A 16746-nucleotide genomic window follows, 5' to 3' on the forward strand; every position below is an offset into this window, starting at 1 on the left:
ACAGGCAATTATATTTGTACAGCATTAGTCTAGAGCGTAGCCTGTCACAAAGGACACGAGGTAGACCATGAACGCACCCATCGCCATCATCGGTACCGGCCTGGCGGGACTCTCCGCAGCTCAGGCGCTGCATGCCGCCGGACTGGAAGTCCAGCTGTTCGACAAGAGCCGCGGCAGCGGCGGACGCATGGCCAGCAAGCGCAGCGATGCCGGCTCGCTCGATCTCGGCGCGCAATACTTCACCGCCCGCGACCGCCGCTTCGTCGAAGTGGTACAGCAATGGCAGGCCCGCGGCTGGGTCGCCGAGTGGGACCCCGAGCTGTACCACTACAACGAGAACGGCCTGCTGCCCTCCCCCGACGAACAGGTGCGCTGGGTCGGCACGCCACGCATGAGCGCTATCACCCGCGCCATGCTCGGCGCCCTGCCGGTGCACTTCGCCTGCCGCATCACCGAGGTATTCCACGGCGAACAGTACTGGGAACTGCAGGACACCGACGGCCAGAGCCATGGCCCGTTCAGCAGCGTGATCGTCGCCACCCCGGCGCCGCAGGCCACCGGTTTGCTTAGCGCCGCGCCGAAGCTGGCGAGCGCCGCCGCCAGCGTGATCATGGAGCCGACCTGGGCGGTCGCCCTGGCCTTTGCCACGCCGCTGGAAACCCGCGTCGAAGGCTGCTTCGCCCAGGGCAGCGCGCTCGATTGGGTGGCGCGCAACCGCAGCAAACCCGGCCGCGACGGCCAGCTCGACAGCTGGGTGCTGCACGCCAGCAGCAGCTGGAGCAAGCAGCACCTGGACCTGGACAAGGAAGCGGTGATCGAGCAGTTGCACGGCGCCTTCGCCGAGATGATCGGCTGCCCGCTGCCCGCCCCGAGCTTCAGCCTGGCCCATCGCTGGCTCTACGCACGGCCAGCCAGCGCCCATGAGTGGGGCGCCCTGGCCGATGCCGACCTGGGCCTGTACGCCTGCGGCGACTGGTGCCTGTCCGGGCGGGTTGAGGGTGCCTGGCTGAGCGGCCAGGAGGTCGCCCGGCGCCTGCTGGAACACCGCCAGTGAGCGGCAAGCGGCGCCTCAATCCACGCAAGCTACTGCTGTCGAAATGGACGGCGCGCCAGCCGCAGAACCGCGAGAAGCACTTCCTGGTCAGCGAACTGATCTGCGACAAGGAAGGCACGGTATTGCAGGTCGAGCTGCAGGCCGTGCTCACCCAGCGCAGCGAGCGCCTCGACTGGCAGGCGCTGCAGGATGGCGAGCGCTGGCAGATGGGCTGGAAGTAGCCCCCTGACCCAGGACACGCAGCTTCTTGTAGGAGCCAGCTTGCTGGCGATCCTACCGAACCCTGACCCATTGATCGCCAGCAAGCTGGCTCCTACACAAGCCGGCCAGGCGACGGGGATGGGGCTCCGGCGGCGCGATCTTGTGGGACAATGCCGCTCCAGTTCGCCGAAACGCCCAGCATGCCGCCAATATCCGATATACCCGCCGCCCCCATCTCGCCCAGCAGCCCGGCGCTGCTGCACCCGCGCAACCGTCACCAGGGCCGCTACGACTTCCCCCGGCTGATCGAGGCCAGCCCGGAGCTGGCCGAGTTCGTCATCCTCAACCCCTACGGCAAGCAGAGCATCGACTTCGCCAACCCGGAGGCAGTGCGGGCCTTCAACCGCGCGCTGCTGCGCCAGCTGTACGGCCTGCAGCACTGGGACATTCCGCCGGGCTACCTGTGCCCGCCGATCCCCGGCCGCGCCGACTACGTGCACGGCCTGGCCGACCTGCTGGCCAGCGACAACAGTGGCGAGATTCCGCGCGGCGCGGCAATCCGCGCGCTGGACATCGGCACCGGCGCCAGCTGCATCTACCCACTGCTCGGCCATAGCGACTACGGCTGGCACTTCCTCGGTTCGGACATCGACGACACGGCCCTGGCCTCGGCCCGCGCCATCATTCAGGCCAACGGCCTGGACGGCGCCATTGCCCTGCGCCAGCAACTGCAACGCGGGCAGATCTTCAAGAGCCTGCTGCAGGACGGTGAGCGCTTCGCCCTGACCCTATGCAACCCGCCCTTCCACGCCAACGCCGAGGAAGCCGCCAGCGGCAGCCGGCGCAAGTGGAAGAACCTCGGCAAACTCGACCCCAAGCGCAAGCTGCCGGAACTCAACTTCGGCGGGCAGAGCGCCGAGCTGTGGTGCACCGGCGGCGAGGCCAGCTTCCTCAAGCGCATGATCGCCGAAAGCGCCGCGTTCGCCGGCCAGGTGCTGTGGTTCAGCAGCCTGGTGTCCAAAGCCAGCAACGTGCCTTACGCCGAGAACCTGCTGAAGAAGGCCGGTGCAGTAGAAGTGCGCTGTGTCGACATGGCCCAGGGCAACAAGCAGAGCCGCTTCGTCGCCTGGACCTTCCACAGCCCCGAGCAACGCGCGGCCTGGCTGCGCACGGCGGGCTAAGGCATGCCGTTCAGCCTGCAGGGCGTCTGCGAGTACCGCGAGGAAATCCGCAAGAGCCGCTTCCTCGCCCTGGCCGCGCCAATCGCCAGTACCGATGAGGCCCTGGCCTTTATCCAGCAGCACAGCGACCTCAGTGCCTCGCACAATTGCTGGGCCTTCAAGTGCGGCCAGCAGTACCGTTTCAGCGACGATGGCGAGCCGGGCGGCACGGCGGGCCGACCGATCCTCGCGGCCATCGACCACCAGGATTGCGACCAGGTAGTGGTGCTGGTGATCCGCTGGTACGGCGGCATCCAGCTCGGCACCGGCGGCCTGGCCCGCGCCTATGGCGGCAGCGCGGCGAAGTGCCTGCAGGGTGGCCAGCGCATTGCGCTGATCCAGCGGCTACAGGCACGCTGCCATATCCCCTTTGCCGAGCTGGAACGGGTCAAGGCCCGCCTGGGCCAATGGCAAGCTCGCATCGAACGGGAAAGCTTCGATGCCGAGGGCGCCGATTGCCAACTGAGCCTGCCGGTGGCCAATCTGCAGCAGGTCAGCGAACAACTGATCGAACTGGGCCGCGGGCGCATCCGTCTGGAAATACTTGACCCAGGGCATAGGCCGCGTCGTACATAGAACGCCAACCCTCGCACTGTTGCAGCTATTCTGCACAGGAAGCGCGGCAACCAGCCAGTAAGGGGCACCGATGAACTGCAAGCGACTGTTAGCCGTGCTGGTTCTGCTGTGCAGCCCGCTGACCCAGGCGCAATCCCCAGAGGAACTGCGCATCAGCGTCGGCGACTGGCCGCCCTACCTGTCTGCCGAGCTCAAGCATGGCGGGGTCATCGCCCACCTGATCAGCGACCTGTTCGCCGACGAAGGCTACCGGGTCAATTTCCAGTTCCTGCCCTGGCCCAGGGCCTATGCCGCCGCTGCGGCCGGTCGCTTCGATGCCAGCGCCGTGTGGATGCACAAGAGCGAGCGTGAGGCCGACTTCCTATTCAGCGCCCCGCTGCTCAACGAACAGTTCGTATTCTTCCACCTGAAAAGCCAGCCCTTCGACTGGCACAGTTTCAGCGACCTGGACGGCATGCGCCTCGGCGGCGGCCTGGAGTACAGCTACGGCGAAGCGTTCGACAGCTTCCTGAGCAAGGGCACGGTGAAGATGGAGCGGGTCTCCAGCGACCGGCAGAATTTCGAGAAGCTGCTCAAGGAGCGCGTGTCCCTCTACCCGCAGGAACTCAACGTCGGTTACGCCTCGCTGCGCAAACACTTCAGCGCGGCCGATGCCGCCCGCGTGACCCATCACCCCCAGCCGCTGCTGAACAACCTCAGCTACCTGATGCTGCCCAAGCAACTGGCAGGCAGCCAGGCCCTGCTGGAACGCTTCAACCGCCGCCTGCAGAGCTACCGCGACAGCGGCCGCTACGACAGCTACTTCCGCGACCTGCAGGCGGGCAAGTATGAAATCCCGCAAGCCGCGCCAGACGCCAAGCTGCCGCTGTTCGAATAGTCCGTAGAGTGTCCGACCGGCCGCCCTACATCGCCCACTCCTGCACCACCATGTGCGTTTTCACCCGCTGCATGCCCGGGTAGTTTTCTATCTCGCCGCGTATCTCGGAGAGCCGCGCCATGCTCGCCGCCTCGACCTGCACCAGCATGTCGGTCTCGCCGCTGATGCCGCAGCACTGGCGGATCTCCGGATGGACGCGCATGCGCTCGACGTAGTCCAGGCAACGACCGTTGCTATAGAAGAGTTCGAGGAAGGCCTTCACCGCACCGCCTTCAGGCTCCACCACCCGCGCGTGGTAGCCGCGGATCACCCCGCTCTGTTCCAGCTGGCGAATGCGCTCGCCCACCGCCGAACGCGATAGGTTGACCTCGCGGGCGATCTGGCTAACGGAGGTGCGGGCGTCTTCGCGCAGCAGGGCGAGGATTTGGTGGTCGAACTTGTCCAAGGCGACTCTCAGAAGTTGCTTTCAAATTGGCTGCACTCGGTGATGCAGCGTTAAAAATGGCTTCGGCAAGCCGCTTGCGGCTAACGCGCTTTAGCGCGACCCGAAGGGCGAGTGAAACGAGTCATGCTCATTTACAACTCGTAAACTCCGCTTCCTCAGCCATTTTTGCCTTGCCTGACCTTCGCTCGCCTAATTTGAAATCATCTTCTCAAGCAGGCAGTTTGACGGTGCATTCCGCCACTTTGCCGGTGATCGGCGGCAACCTGCACGGCGCCGTCTGCTTACCATGGCGGGATCGGAAAACAGCCGCGAGCATACAACATGAGTCGCTTGAACAAGGAACTGGGCCTGCTGCAGGGCATCGGGCTGCTCAGCACTTCGCTGCTCGGCACCGGCATCTTCGTGGTGCCGGCGTTGGCTGCCACCGCCGCCGGCCAGGCGTCGCTGTGGGCCTGGCTGATCCTCATCGTCCTGGTGCTGCCGGTGGCCTTCACCTTCGCCCAGCTGGGCAAACGCTTTCCCCATGCCGGCGGTGCGCCGCACCTGATCGGCCGGGCCTTCGGCGCGCGCATGGAGCGGCTGATCTCCTTTCTGTTTCTCGCCGTGCTGCCGGTGGGCCTGCCGGCGGCGCTGAATATCGCCACCGGTTTCTGGCAGGCACTGCTGCCGATCGGCCGCGGTGAAGCGCTGCTGATCCAGCTCGCCACCCTCGGCGCCATGCTCCTGCTCGGCCAGCGTCCGGCCAGGGCCTCCGGCTTTATTCAGGGGCTGATCGCGCTGGCCATCATCGGCACGGTGGCGCTGGTCTGGTGGGTCGGCGAACTGCCGCTGGCCAGCCAGCCGCTGCTGCCGGATATCGACGATTCCTGGCAGCTGATCCCGGCTGCGCTGGGGGTGATGTTCTGGTGCTTCGTCGGCATCGAGGCTTTCACCCACCTGGGCGAGGAGTTCAAGCACCCGCAGCGCGACTTCCCCCTCGCCTTGCTGCTCGGCGTGCTGCTGGCCGGCCTGGTGTATTGGGCGTTCTCGGTGGCGGTGCTGAGCTTCGGCGTGTATGGCGACGTGCACAGCGACGCTGCCTCGCTGCCACGCCTGATGGATCAGCTGCTGGGCGACCAGGCCCGCGTGCTGGTGGCGCTGGTCGGCTACCTGGCCTGCTTCGCTTCGATGAACGTCTATGTGCAGGGCTTCGCCCGGCTGATCTGGAGCCTGGCCGACGAAGGCAAGCTGCCGCAGCCGCTGGCTCGCCTCAACCGCCACGGAGTGCCTGGCCCGGCCTTGCTGCTGGTGGTGCTGATCTGCGCCCTGTGCGCGGCTCTGGCCGGCGTGCTGCAACTGTCGGTGGACGACCTGATCCGCTACGCCAACGGCAACTTCATCCTGGTCTACCTGCTCAGCATGGCCGCCGGCTGGGTGCTGCTGCACGGCGTGTGGCGCTGGCTGGCGGGCTTCAGCAGCCTGCTCTGTGCCCTGGTGCTGCTGGCACTGGGAGTTGAGGCGCTGTACGCACTCGGCCTGCTGGCCGGGCTGGCGCTATTCGGTTACTGGCGCGAAAAGCGCGCAGCCTTGCCGCTGCGCAGTTGAAGATCTGAACAGCGGCCGAGAACCACACGCCAAGGGGTGAGCGCGGCGCGCATCCCGGCTATCCTCAGCCGAGGTAATGACAAGGACAGACCATGCGCCGCATTCTCCGCGACCTGAAAATCATGCTGTTGGCCAACCTGTGGATCGTGCCGGTGCTGGCCGGCCTGGTCGGCGCCTTGTTCTACTTCGTCGCCCCGCCACCGCCCATGCATGCACGGCTGGCCACTGGTGCAGTGGGCGGTGGTTACCACGCCTTCGCCGAGCGCCTGCAGGCCGAGCTGGAGCAGCAGGGCTTCACCCTGGAACTGGTGGAAAGTGCTGGCTCCGAGGACAACCTGACCAAGCTCGGCCAGGGTGAAGTCGAGCTGGCCCTGGTGCAGAGCGGCCAGGAACTGAACCTGCCCGACGAGGCGCGCGGCAAGTTGAGCGGCCTCGGCGTGATGTACCGCGAGCCGCTGTGGCTGTTCACCGGGCGCAAGGTGCAGTTCCAGCGCCTGGCCGATCTGACCAAGCTGCGCCTGGCCATCGGTTCCGCCGACAGCGGCACCCAGGCGGTAACCGCTGCTCTGTTCAAAGCCAATCGCATCGAACCGGCGCAATACCCCAAGCGCTGGCAACAACTGGGCGGCAGCCGCGCCGCCGATGCGCTGATCGAAGGCGAGCTGGACGCCGCCTTCTTCGTCGGCCCGGCGGAGAACCCGCTGATCCAGCGCCTGGCCGCCGAACCCAAACTACGCCTAGTCAGCCTGCGGCGTACCGAGGCCTACCTGGCGCGCCTGCCCTACCTGAGCCAGCTGGAAGTCGGCGAAGGCATGCTCGACATGGCGCAGAACACTCCGGACCGCGACATCGTCACCCTCGGTCCGGTGGCCACCCTGGTGGCCGGCGAGGAGTTCCACCCCTCGCTGACCCCGCTGATTCTCGAAGCGGCCAAGACCGTGCTGAAAAACGGCAGCCTGCTCGACCCGGCCGGCAGCTACCCGGCCAAGCCACCACTGTCGCTGAACACCCTGGCCGAGGCCGATTACTACTACGACAAGGGCCTGCCGATCTTGCAGCGCTACCTGCCGTTCCGCATCGCATCTTTGGCCGACCGCTACATCATCCTCGCCATCCCGTTGCTGGTGCTGCTGTTCCCGCTGTTCAAGGCCATCGGGCCGATCTACCAGTGGCGCATCCGCGCGCGCATCTACCGCTGGTACAAGCACCTGCGCGAGATCGACCAGCTGCTGTACAAGGGCGACCTGCCCAGCGATATCGCCGAGGAAATCGCGCGACTGGAGAAACTGGAAGACGAGCTGGCGCGGGTCGAGGTGCCGCTGTCCTATTCCAGCGAGCTGTACGAGCTGCACATGCACCTGCGCTACATGATTGAGCGCCTGCAGTCCGTGCAGCGCCGCAGTCTCCCCGCCGAATAAAAGCAACCCCCGCCCGGGCGGGGGTTGCTTAAACGGGGCGGATCACTTGATCCAGTGCTTGCCCCAGTGAGTAATGTCATACGCCTGAACGCTACGTTTCAGACCCTGGCCCGCCGCGGCGGCGGCGATCTCGTCGTCGACCACCTTGGTGGAGAGCGCCAGCCAACTGGTGACAAAGGCCATGGCATCGCCATTGACCTCCAGGGCACGCAGGTCGATGTTGTTCGTATCATCGCAGGCGGCGTGGTAGCAAGGGTCCAGGGCGACTCCGGCGGTGCCGCCATAACGCGCGGCCTGCTCCTCGGTCTTCAGCTCCTCGGCACCGGTGAACAGCCCGCCGAAGGCAATGCCATCGGTGAAGAACTGCGCATAGTCGGAACGGAAGGTGATTTCGTCACCCTCGAACGGCAGACCACGCAGCCGGTAGTACTTCTCGAACAGGCGCTCCACTGCTGCCGAGCCGGGCGGGCCTTGCAGGCCGAAGGACGAACCGTCGCCGTCATAGATGAAGTAACCGAAGTTGGGCGAAGCGATCATGTCGAAGTTCAGGTAGGCCTTGATCTTCGTCTTCTGCTCAGCCGGCAACTGCTCGACGTAGTAGGTCGAACCCACCAACCCCGACTCCTCGGCACCCCACCAGGCGAAACGCAGCTTGTTCTGCGGCCGCGCCTTGCGCATCTGCACGGCCAGTTCCAGCAAAGCGGCACTGCCCGAACCGTTGTCGTTGATACCCGCGCCCTCGAACACCGAATCCAGGTGCGCACCGGCCATCACCACGTTGTCCGGATTGCCACGGCGACTTTCGGCGAGCAGGTTGTAGGTCTGGGTGCGCTCGCGTACCACATCGGTGAGCATGTGCACTTGCACGTCAGCGGTCTGCGCCAGGCTCACCCCCAGGTCATAGGTGGCGAACAGCACGGGAATGCCACCGGCATAGGCGTCGCCCAGGGTCGCGTTGATCAGGCCCTTGCGCTCCTCGGTGTCACCCTGATTGAAGATGATCACCCCAGTGGCACCGGCAGCCGCAGCGTTCTCCGCCTTGAGCTGGAAATTGCAGCTACCGCGCTGCAGCAGAGCGATGGCGCCCGCCGGGAAGCCGGCGAAATCCTCGGCCTCGCAGCCGCTGCTGGAGAGATTGCCGGCGCCCAGGGCGATGTCCACCGCCGCCGCTGCCGCCGTCACATCACCGGCATCGGTCTGCGACAGATAGGTGAAGTCCACCTCCCACTCGAACTGCCCCGGCGTAGGCGCTACGGTCTCCAGCAGACCTGGCCCCTGGGGGTAGAACGCGCTGAACGGGAACATCTGTCGAGTGACCGTGTAGCCGGCACTTTCCAGCGTCGACTGGATGTAATCCAGCGAGCGCTGATAGCCCGGCAGCCCAGCCGCGCGATTGCCACCGTTGGCCAGGGCAATATCGTTGAGCATTTGTAGATGGATGCTGGTTCGGTCTGCCTGCATGCAACGAGGCAGCAGCAGCGGCGACGTTTGCAACGCAGCGCCACGGCACTCCTGGGGGCCCATGCGCGTCGGGCTCCATAACTCCTCGAACAACTGCGGGGCCTGTTTGTCTTGAGCGGCAAGGGCAGGCATGGCCAAGGTGGCCAACAGCGAGCCGAACATCAGACGGCGATTCATGATCGTGTTCTGCATGTGTATTTCTCCAATCCATATTTGGAGCTTTATGGGTGCAGCAGTGCTTGTGGCACCGCCACGTAACGTCCCTTTACTGCGTCGTGTGGACGCTACAGACGCTAGACCCTGATCGCCGAGCATGCGCGGCTTGTAGCTGATTTTTTCTTGAAGATTGTGATTAATCACCGAAGATGACTGATAGATGCCAGCAAATAGCCACCATTCAGCAGACCTTATGCACGCGCTTGCGCCACCGAAGATGGAGCAGACGGCGTTGTCAGGTAGACTTTGTCCACCTCGCAGCGCACCCATGCGCTGCACCGCACCACCGCCCCCAGCGAACCACCTGAAGACTGAAGCCATGCCGATCCGCCACTGCATCGTCCACCTGATCGACAAGAAGCCCGATGGCACCCCCGCCGTGCTGCACGCCCGCGACAGCGAGCTGAGCAGCTCGCAGGCCATGGAGAACCTCCTGGCCGATCTCAACGAGAGCTACAACGCCAAGCAGGGCAAGGCCTGGGGCCTGTTCCACGAAGAATCCGGGGCCTACCCGTTCAGCGGCTGGCTGAAGCAGTACCTGGACGGCGAGAAGGACTTCACCGCCTTCAGCCGCCAGGCCGTGGAGCAGCTGCAGAAGCTGATGGAAGAATCCAACCTGGCCACCGGCGGCCATGTGCTGCTGGCCCACTACCAGCAGGGCATGACCGACTACCTGGCCATCGCCCTGCTGCATCACAGCGAAGGCGTGACCGTGACCGAAGCGCTGGACGTGGCCCCGGCCAAGCACCTCGATCTCGGCCAGCTGCATCTGGCGGCGCGCATCAACATCAGCGAGTGGCAGAACAACAAGCAGTCCAAGCAGTACATCTCGTTTATCCGTGGCAAGAACGGCAAGAAGGTCTCGGACTACTTCCGTGACTTCATCGGCTGCCAGGAAGGCGTCGACGCACCGAGCGAAACGCGCACCCTGCTCAAGGCCTTCAGTGACTTCGTCGAGAGTGAGGACCTGCCGGAAGAACAGGCCCGCGCCAAGACCGACACCCTGGTCGACTACGCCAGCAGCCAGGCCAAGATCGGCGAGCCGATGACCCTGGAAGACCTCTCCGGGCTGATCGACGAAGACCGCCCGCGCGCCTTCTACGAGCACATCCGCAACAAGGACTACGGCCTGGCCCCGGAATTTCCGGCGGACAAGCGCACCCTCAACCAGTTCCGCCGCTTCACCGGGCGCGCCGAGGGCCTGTCGATCAGCTTCGAATCGCACCTGCTGGGCTCGGCCATCGAATACGACGAGGCGCGCGACATGCTGATCATCCGCCAGCTGCCGACCCAGCTGAAGGACCAGCTCAAGCGCCGCAAGGACTGAACCCGTCATGCGCCTGGCGGATGCCATCCTCGACGCCTGCCTGTGTGATCCACAGGCACCGCTGGCGCAGGACCCGGCGCGCGACTTCGGCCTGAGCAAAGACGCCGCCCAGCAGGCCATGGCCGACCTCAAGCCCTGGCTCAACGAGCAGCAACGCATGCTCTGGGCCAACCGCCAAGAGGCCCTGCTACTGGTGCTGCAAGGCCCCGACTGCTCGGGCAAGGACGGGGTGATCCGCAAGGTGGTCAGCGCCTTCGACCCGCAGGGCATCAGCCTGAATGGCTTTCACCAGCCGGATGAGCAGGAGCGGCGCCAGCACTTTCTGCAGCGCTACCGTCAACGCCTGCCGCAAGCGGGACTGCTCGGCGTGTTCAACCGCAGCCACTACGAAGCATTGATCTGTGATGCGCTGGATGGCCTGTGTGGCGAAGACGAGTTACCGCAGCGCCTGCAGGAGTTGCTGGCGTTCGAACGCGAATGGCCGGTCCAGCAACTGCACCCACTGAAGTGCTACCTGCAGATATCCCGCGAGGAACAGAAACGTCGCCTGCTCAGCCGCCTGGAGCGCCCGGAGAAGCGCTGGAAGCTGCACGACAGTGATCTGCAGGCCTACCGCGAATACGCCCTGCGCCAGCAGCGCTGGAGTGACCTGCTGGCGGCCAGCCACACGTCGGATGCGCCCTGGTATGTGCTGCCCGCCGACCAGCGCTGGCTGCGCGACTGGCTGGTAGCCAGCCTGCTGGCCCGCGAGCTGGAACGCCTGCAACTGACCTGGCCGGACAACCCGCCGCCGTTCAGCGCCAACGACCTGGACGCCGCCGACTAGGCACGGCGATAAGGCCCCCGCAGGGTGGATGACGCCTTTTCATCCCCCCTGCGCACCAGCTTTTGTAGGAGCCAGCTTGCTGGCGATCAGCGGGACGCTGTCTGCGCATCGCCAGCAAGCTGGCTCCTACAGAATCAGACCGTAGGGCGGGTGAAACCCGCGGGTTCACCCGCCCTACGAACTGGACGCTCCCGAGTAGGCACGCTGATACGGGCCCCGTAGGGTGGATAGCGCTTTTTCATCCCCCCCTTTGCGCACAAGCTTTTGTAGGAGCCAGCTTGCTGGCGATCAGCGGGACGCGATCTGCGCATCGCCAGCAAGCTGGCTCCTACAGAATCTGCGCCCATCAAAGAACGGGGCACATCCGCCCTCGCCCTATCAGACTGCTTCGATACGAAAGCCCAGACGCGGGAAGTGCACATGCACCATGCCGGCACGCTCGTCTTCTCGGCGCAGGATCAGCTCCTCAACACCGGCGAACAGCAACTCGCCCTCGACCGGGTCGACCCCGTAATCGGTGGCTGCGATCTTCACCCGCTGCCCGGCCTGCAGGCCATTGGACTCGATAAAGGGTTCATCCGGCAGAGCTGCCGGTGTCGCCGCACGAGCGATCTCGATGGCTTCCTCGGCGCTCAGCGCACTGGACGCGCCGTGGCCAAAACCCAGCACGCGGCCGAGCCAGGCGCTGACATTCGGGTAGGTGTCGATCAGCGGCGCGGTTACCGGAGTGGCCTTGAGGAACCACAGGCAGTGGGCCAGGGAGAAGTCGGCAATCGACGGCTCGCCGAACAGGAAGTCACCCTCCTCGCGCCCCAGTTGCTGCTCGACGCGGGCCATGATGCCCGGCCAGTTGTGCTTGGCGACTTCGGCCGGCAGACGACTGGCGCTGCCGCCACTGAACAGCCCGGCGCGGTCGGCGAGAAAGGCTTTTACCGCTTCCGGCGGCAACTTGGCGAAGCGCAAGGCCACCGACTCCGGCTGGAACACCAGGCTCACCGCATGCTGAAACACCACCGAATCGACCCACTGGGCAAAGCTGGCGGCGACGAACTCCTGGCCTTCCGGAAATAGCGCCGGGGTGGCCTTCTCGGCTTCCAGGCGACGGGCGATCAGCGCGGTGTCGCAGTAGATGTCAGCGCCGACCTGCAGCACCGGGGTCTTGCGATAACCGCCGGTCAGGGCCAGCAGGTCGGGCTTGGGCATCACTGCGGGAATCATTACCGAGCGCCAGGACAGCTGCTTGAAGCCCAGCAACAGGCGGCTCTTTTCGGCGAATGGCGAGGTCGGATAATGGTGCAGGATCAACTCGTGCATGACGGGCTCCGCGTCGGTGGCAGTGAAGGGCCAGCTTAACCGCGGGACGGCCGGCGGCCTACCCGCTGGGACTGATAGTTAGCTATCAGTTTTTTCCATAGTAGCTGTCAGCACCAAGCGCTCCTTGGCGACCTTGGCCAGGCTCTTGATCGCCCGCTCGCGGCGCAGGGCCGTGCCCTTGTCCGCACAGGCTTCCACATAGACCAGCGCCTGCGCCGGACTGGAATGGAAGAAGCGCGCGCCCTTGCCACTGCAGTGCTGGGTGAAGCGCCGCTGCGGGTCGTCGCTGATGCCGCAGTACAGCGCGCCATTTTCCGCGCGCACCAGATACACCGACCAGGTCTTGCCTGGCTCGGCCGGGATATCACTCATAGCTGCCCTCTCGTTAGCGCGGGCAGCTTACGTCACTTAGAACCTGTTCACGATCTTTTGAACTAGAGCCAGACAAGGCACTACGCCAGTAACAGCCTCCGGCTGGTCAAAACGGCGAGGAACGGACTGGGCCCGCATTCGGGTTTACGAGCTGTAAATGAGCATGACTCGTTGCACTCGCCCTTCGGGTCGCGCTGAAGCGCGTTAGCCGCAAGCGGCTTGCCGAGCCTGTTTTTAACGCGGTATGGCCGAAGGACAGGAGATCGTGAGCAGGTTCTCAGCGGGACGCCTGCCAGGCGCGCAGCCCGGCCATGGCCTGCTTGCGGATCGCGCCCTGCACCAGCGGCGTCCAGCCCAGCAGCAGGCCCTTGGTACCGAGCGCCTGACGGGCCCAGCGCCACAGGTCGAAGTGGTCGCGGTGCTCGACGATCTTGCCGTCTGCGAAGCGGAAGTTGGCCTGGATATGGTTGACCACGGTATTGCCGGTCTTGCTGAACAGGTAGGTCGCCACCCAGCGCGCACTGCCCTGCTGGTCATCGGCCTGCACGCTGTCGAAGGTCAGGGAGAAGTGCTGCGCCCGCGCCGTCAGCATGCGCCACATGTCGCCGGCATCGCGGCCGCGCAGGTCGTTGAATGCCGGGTCGCTGAACTGCACGTCCTCGGCATAGCAGGCGGCCATGGTCTCGGCGTCCAGCTGCTGGAAGGCCTGGTAGAAACGGCTGATCAGTTCGGCGTTGGGGTGGGCCATGGGTGCTGCTCCGTGATGTGGACTGCACAGAGTATTGCCGCTGATCCGCCAAACGGCGATTGGCGACAACGCCAACTTTGTGTCAATAATCGCCATACTCTCCAACTGATACCGATCAATGATCCGCATTGCCTTGTACGTCTGCCCGCAAACAGTGCTGTCCAGCTTGAGCATGGCCGACGACGCCTTTCGCCTGGCCAACCAGCTGGCCGGGGAGCGCCTGTTCGAGGTGAGCCGGCTCAGCGCGGACGGCCTGCCGGTCGAGATCGGCTTCGCCCAACTGCGGGTGGAAGGCGACCTGCGCCTGGCCGACGCTGCCGATCTGCTGCTGATCCCCGCCACCGGCAGCGCCATTGAGCGCACCCTGCAGGGCAACCCCGAGCTGCTCGCCTGGCTGGCCACGCGCCCACATAGCCAGCAGCTGGCCAGCTTGTGCAGCAGCGCCTGCCTGCTGGCTGCAGCCGGAGTGCTCGACGGCCGCCGCGCCACCACCCACTGGTCACTGGCCGGCGGCTTTCGCCAGCGCTTCCCGCGGGTCAACCTGCAGGTCGACGAACTGTTCACCGAGGATGGCAACCGCTTCTGCTCCGGCGGCGCTCAGGCCGGCCTGGACCTGTGCCTGCACCTGATCGCCTGGCATGGCGGCGACTGGCTGGCCGAACGGGTGGCCGGCGCACTGGTGTTCGAACGCGGCCGCGGGCGGCAGTCGCGTTTCGCCCCGCTGCTGCCGGAGCCGCCCCTGGAGGACGGCTTGATCGCCCCGCTGCTACGCTGGCTGCAGCAGCACCATGCGCAGGCCATCGACCTGCAGCGCCTGGCGCAGCAGGCCAACTGCTCAACCCGCACCCTGCTGCGCCGCTTCAAGGCCGCCACCGGGCTGACGCCCAACGACTACCTGCAGCGCCTGCGCATCAGCGCCGCGCAGAGCGCCCTGCGCAAACCGGGACGCTCGCTGGAACAGGTCGCCGCCCAGGTCGGCTATGCCGATCGCGCCACCTTCGCCAAGCTGTTCAAGCAGCTCTGTGGCGAGACGCCTGGCGCCTTTCGCAAGCGCCTGACGCATCGCCCAGCCAGCACGCACTAACCCCTGTAGGAGCCAGCTTGCTGGCGATCAGCCCATCCCCATCAACACCGGGATCGCCAGCAAGCTGGCTCCTACGGCGACGGAAAGCGGCTGTGTTTTAGGCAAAGAAAAGGGAGCCCGCAGGCTCCCTGTTCGTCTTGCCGTGAACCTCAGTGCAGGATCTGGCTGAGGAACAGCTTGGTCCGCTCGTTCTGCGGGTTGGTGAAGAAGCTGTTCGGCTCGCCCTGTTCGACGATCTCGCCCTTGTCCATGAAGATCACCCGGTTCGCCACGGTGCGGGCAAAGCCCATCTCGTGGGTCACGCAGAGCATGGTCATGCCGTCTTCGGCCAGGCTGACCATGGTATCCAGCACTTCCTTGACCATTTCCGGATCGAGGGCCGAGGTCGGCTCGTCGAACAGCATGATCTTCGGCTTCATGCACAGCGCGCGGGCAATCGCCACGCGCTGCTGCTGACCGCCGGAGAGCTGGCCGGGGAACTTATTGGCCTGCTCGGGGATACGCACGCGCTCGAGAAAGTGCATGGCGATTTCCTCGGCCTGACGACGTGGCATCTTGCGCACCCACATCGGCGCCAGGGTGCAGTTCTGCAGCACAGTCAGGTGCGGGAACAGGTTGAAGTGCTGGAACACCATGCCCACTTCACGACGCACCGCCTCGATCTGCTTGAGGTCGTGGGTCAGCTCGGTGCCATCGACCACGATGCGCCCTTGCTGGTGCTCCTCCAGACGGTTGATGCAGCGGATGGTGGTCGACTTGCCGGAACCGGACGGGCCGCAGAGGACGATACGCTCGCCCGGCTGCACGCTGAGGTTGATGTCCTTGAGCACGTGGAACTGGCCGTACCACTTGTTGACACCCTGCAGCAGGATCATCGGCTCGGCGCTGGGCTGTTTGTTGGCTTCACTCATGATTCACTCCTAACGCTTGTGGCCGGTGTCCAGCTTGCGCTCCAGATGCATGGAGTAGCGGGACATGCCGAAACAGAAAATCCAGAACACCAGTGCGGCGAAGACATAGCCTTCGGTGGCCATACCCAGCCAGGCCGGGTCGGTGGTGGCTTGTTTGATGCTGTTGAGCAGGTCGAACAGGCCGATGATGATCACCAGGCTGGTGTCCTTGAACAGCGCAATGAAGGTGTTGACGATGCCGGGGATCACCAGCTTCATGGCTTGCGGCAGGATCACCAGACCCATCATCCGCCAGTAGCCCAGGCCCATGGCCGCCGCTGCTTCGTACTGGCCCTTGGGAATGGCCTGCAGGCCGCCACGCACCACCTCGGCGATATAGGCCGACTGGAACAGGATTACGCCGATCAGCGCGCGCATCAGCTTGTCGAAATGCATGCCTTCGGGGAGGAACAGCGGCAGCATCACCGAGGACATGAACAGCACGGTGATCAACGGCACACCGCGCCAGAACTCGATGAAGGTCACGCAAATCACGCGGATCGCCGGCATGTCCGAACGCCGCCCGAGGGCCAGCAGGATGCCCAGTGGTAGCGCGCCGGTAATGCCGACGGCGGCGATCACCAGGGTCAGCATCAGGCCGCCCCACTGGCTGGTTTCCACTTCGCTGAGGCCGAAGAAGCCGCCGTGCAGCAGCCAGAAGGCCAGCAACGGGTAGACCACCAGGAAGGCCAGTCCATAGACAGCCTTGCGCGGCATCATCGGCACGAACAGCGGCGCCGCGCCGATCACTGCCAGCCACAGGGTCAAGTCAACCCGCCAGCGCAGTTCTTCCGGATAGAAGCCGTACATGAACTGGCTGAAGCGCTCCTTGATGAACACCCAGCAGGCGCCCTCGCTGGTGCAGTCGGTGCGGCTGCTGCCAGTCCAGTCGGCCGCGAAGAACGCCCACTGCAGCAGCGGCGGAACGATCAGCCAGACCAGGTAGATGGCCAGCAGGGTCAGCAGGCTGTTGAACCAGTTGGAGAACAGGTTGCTGCGCAACCAGCCGAGCACGCCCACGCTCATCGGGGGCGGCGGTAGATCAGGTTTGAACGTATGGGTCTGCATGGCTG

17 protein-coding genes are annotated in these 16746 nt (G+C 65.0%); 10 read left to right on the top strand and 7 right to left on the bottom strand.

Features of this window, described 5'->3' with window-relative positions:
- Nucleotides 1-67 precede the first annotated feature (67 nt).
- The 5 genes from LRS11_RS00525 (at nt 68) to LRS11_RS00545 (ending at nt 3928) form a co-directional block, all read left to right on the top strand.
- Nucleotides 68-1054 carry an NAD(P)/FAD-dependent oxidoreductase gene (locus LRS11_RS00525; RefSeq protein ID WP_260495063.1) on the top strand — a complete coding sequence of 329 codons (987 nt, stop codon included), beginning with the start codon at nt 68-70 and terminating at the stop codon, nt 1052-1054.
- Nucleotides 1051-1275 (top strand): TIGR02450 family Trp-rich protein, encoded by a 225-nt coding sequence (locus LRS11_RS00530; protein ID WP_260495064.1) that lies wholly within the window; start codon nt 1051-1053, stop codon nt 1273-1275. The genes LRS11_RS00525 and LRS11_RS00530 overlap by 4 nt, the downstream gene beginning before the upstream one ends.
- Before the next feature lie 180 nt (nt 1276-1455).
- Nucleotides 1456-2436, top strand: a complete 981-nt coding sequence (gene rlmF / locus LRS11_RS00535; protein ID WP_260495065.1) for a 23S rRNA (adenine(1618)-N(6))-methyltransferase RlmF — start codon at nt 1456-1458, stop codon at nt 2434-2436.
- Between the two features lie 3 nt (nt 2437-2439).
- On the top strand, nt 2440-3051 hold the full coding sequence (locus LRS11_RS00540; protein WP_260495066.1) for a YigZ family protein: 612 nt from the start codon (nt 2440-2442) through the stop codon (nt 3049-3051).
- A 70-nt stretch (nt 3052-3121) separates the two neighbouring features.
- Entirely contained in the window at nt 3122-3928 is an 807-nt protein-coding gene (locus tag LRS11_RS00545; RefSeq protein WP_260495067.1) for an ABC transporter substrate-binding protein, read from the top strand.
- Nucleotides 3929-3953: 25 nt separating this feature from the next.
- On the opposite strand, the gene LRS11_RS00550 is transcribed toward LRS11_RS00545, so the two are convergent.
- A complete protein-coding gene (locus LRS11_RS00550; protein WP_260495068.1) occupies nt 3954-4373 on the bottom strand; it encodes an Lrp/AsnC family transcriptional regulator in 420 nt (139 codons plus the stop codon).
- 321 nt (nt 4374-4694) lie between these two features.
- Between LRS11_RS00550 and yjeH the strand changes: the two genes are divergently transcribed.
- Both yjeH and LRS11_RS00560 read left to right on the top strand, forming a co-directional pair.
- On the top strand, nt 4695-5957 hold the full coding sequence (gene yjeH, locus LRS11_RS00555) for an L-methionine/branched-chain amino acid transporter (RefSeq protein WP_260495069.1): 1263 nt from the start codon (nt 4695-4697) through the stop codon (nt 5955-5957).
- A 92-nt stretch (nt 5958-6049) separates the two neighbouring features.
- A complete protein-coding gene (locus LRS11_RS00560; RefSeq protein ID WP_260495070.1) occupies nt 6050-7375 on the top strand; it encodes a TAXI family TRAP transporter solute-binding subunit in 1326 nt (441 codons plus the stop codon).
- Between the two features lie 42 nt (nt 7376-7417).
- Here the strand turns inward: LRS11_RS00560 and LRS11_RS00565 are convergent, their stop codons facing one another.
- Entirely contained in the window at nt 7418-9013 is a 1596-nt protein-coding gene (locus LRS11_RS00565) for a M28 family metallopeptidase (RefSeq protein ID WP_260495071.1), read from the bottom strand.
- A 358-nt stretch (nt 9014-9371) separates the two neighbouring features.
- Between LRS11_RS00565 and yejK the strand changes: the two genes are divergently transcribed.
- On the top strand, nt 9372-10379 hold the full coding sequence (yejK, locus tag LRS11_RS00570; RefSeq protein WP_160488637.1) for a nucleoid-associated protein YejK: 1008 nt from the start codon (nt 9372-9374) through the stop codon (nt 10377-10379).
- Between the two features lie 7 nt (nt 10380-10386).
- Nucleotides 10387-11205 (top strand): polyphosphate kinase 2 family protein, encoded by an 819-nt coding sequence (locus LRS11_RS00575; RefSeq protein WP_260495072.1) that lies wholly within the window; start codon nt 10387-10389, stop codon nt 11203-11205.
- A gap of 378 nt (nt 11206-11583) precedes the next feature.
- Here the strand turns inward: LRS11_RS00575 and LRS11_RS00580 are convergent, their stop codons facing one another.
- From LRS11_RS00580 to LRS11_RS00590, 3 genes are all read right to left on the bottom strand, one after another.
- Nucleotides 11584-12519, bottom strand: coding sequence for a glutathione S-transferase family protein (locus LRS11_RS00580; RefSeq protein WP_260495073.1), 936 nt, complete (start codon nt 12517-12519; stop codon nt 11584-11586).
- Between the two features lie 78 nt (nt 12520-12597).
- On the bottom strand, nt 12598-12891 hold the full coding sequence (locus tag LRS11_RS00585) for a GIY-YIG nuclease family protein (RefSeq protein WP_260495074.1): 294 nt from the start codon (nt 12889-12891) through the stop codon (nt 12598-12600).
- 277 nt (nt 12892-13168) lie between these two features.
- Entirely contained in the window at nt 13169-13639 is a 471-nt protein-coding gene (locus LRS11_RS00590; protein ID WP_260495075.1) for a nuclear transport factor 2 family protein, read from the bottom strand.
- A 118-nt stretch (nt 13640-13757) separates the two neighbouring features.
- On the opposite strand from LRS11_RS00590, the gene LRS11_RS00595 reads away from it, so the two are divergent.
- Nucleotides 13758-14723, top strand: coding sequence for a GlxA family transcriptional regulator (locus LRS11_RS00595; RefSeq protein ID WP_260495076.1), 966 nt, complete (start codon nt 13758-13760; stop codon nt 14721-14723).
- 149 nt (nt 14724-14872) lie between these two features.
- On the opposite strand, the gene LRS11_RS00600 is transcribed toward LRS11_RS00595, so the two are convergent.
- Both LRS11_RS00600 and LRS11_RS00605 read right to left on the bottom strand, forming a co-directional pair.
- Nucleotides 14873-15634 (bottom strand): amino acid ABC transporter ATP-binding protein, encoded by a 762-nt coding sequence (locus LRS11_RS00600; protein WP_260495077.1) that lies wholly within the window; start codon nt 15632-15634, stop codon nt 14873-14875.
- 9 nt (nt 15635-15643) lie between these two features.
- The gene (locus LRS11_RS00605) at nt 15644-16741 is read right to left on the bottom strand and encodes an amino acid ABC transporter permease (protein WP_260495078.1); all 1098 of its coding nucleotides are present in this window, start codon (nt 16739-16741) and stop codon (nt 15644-15646) included.
- Nucleotides 16742-16746: the final 5 nt, after the last annotated feature.

It is taken from the genome of Pseudomonas sp. J452, from assembly GCF_024666525.1.
Lineage (GTDB): Bacteria > Pseudomonadota > Gammaproteobacteria > Pseudomonadales > Pseudomonadaceae > Aquipseudomonas.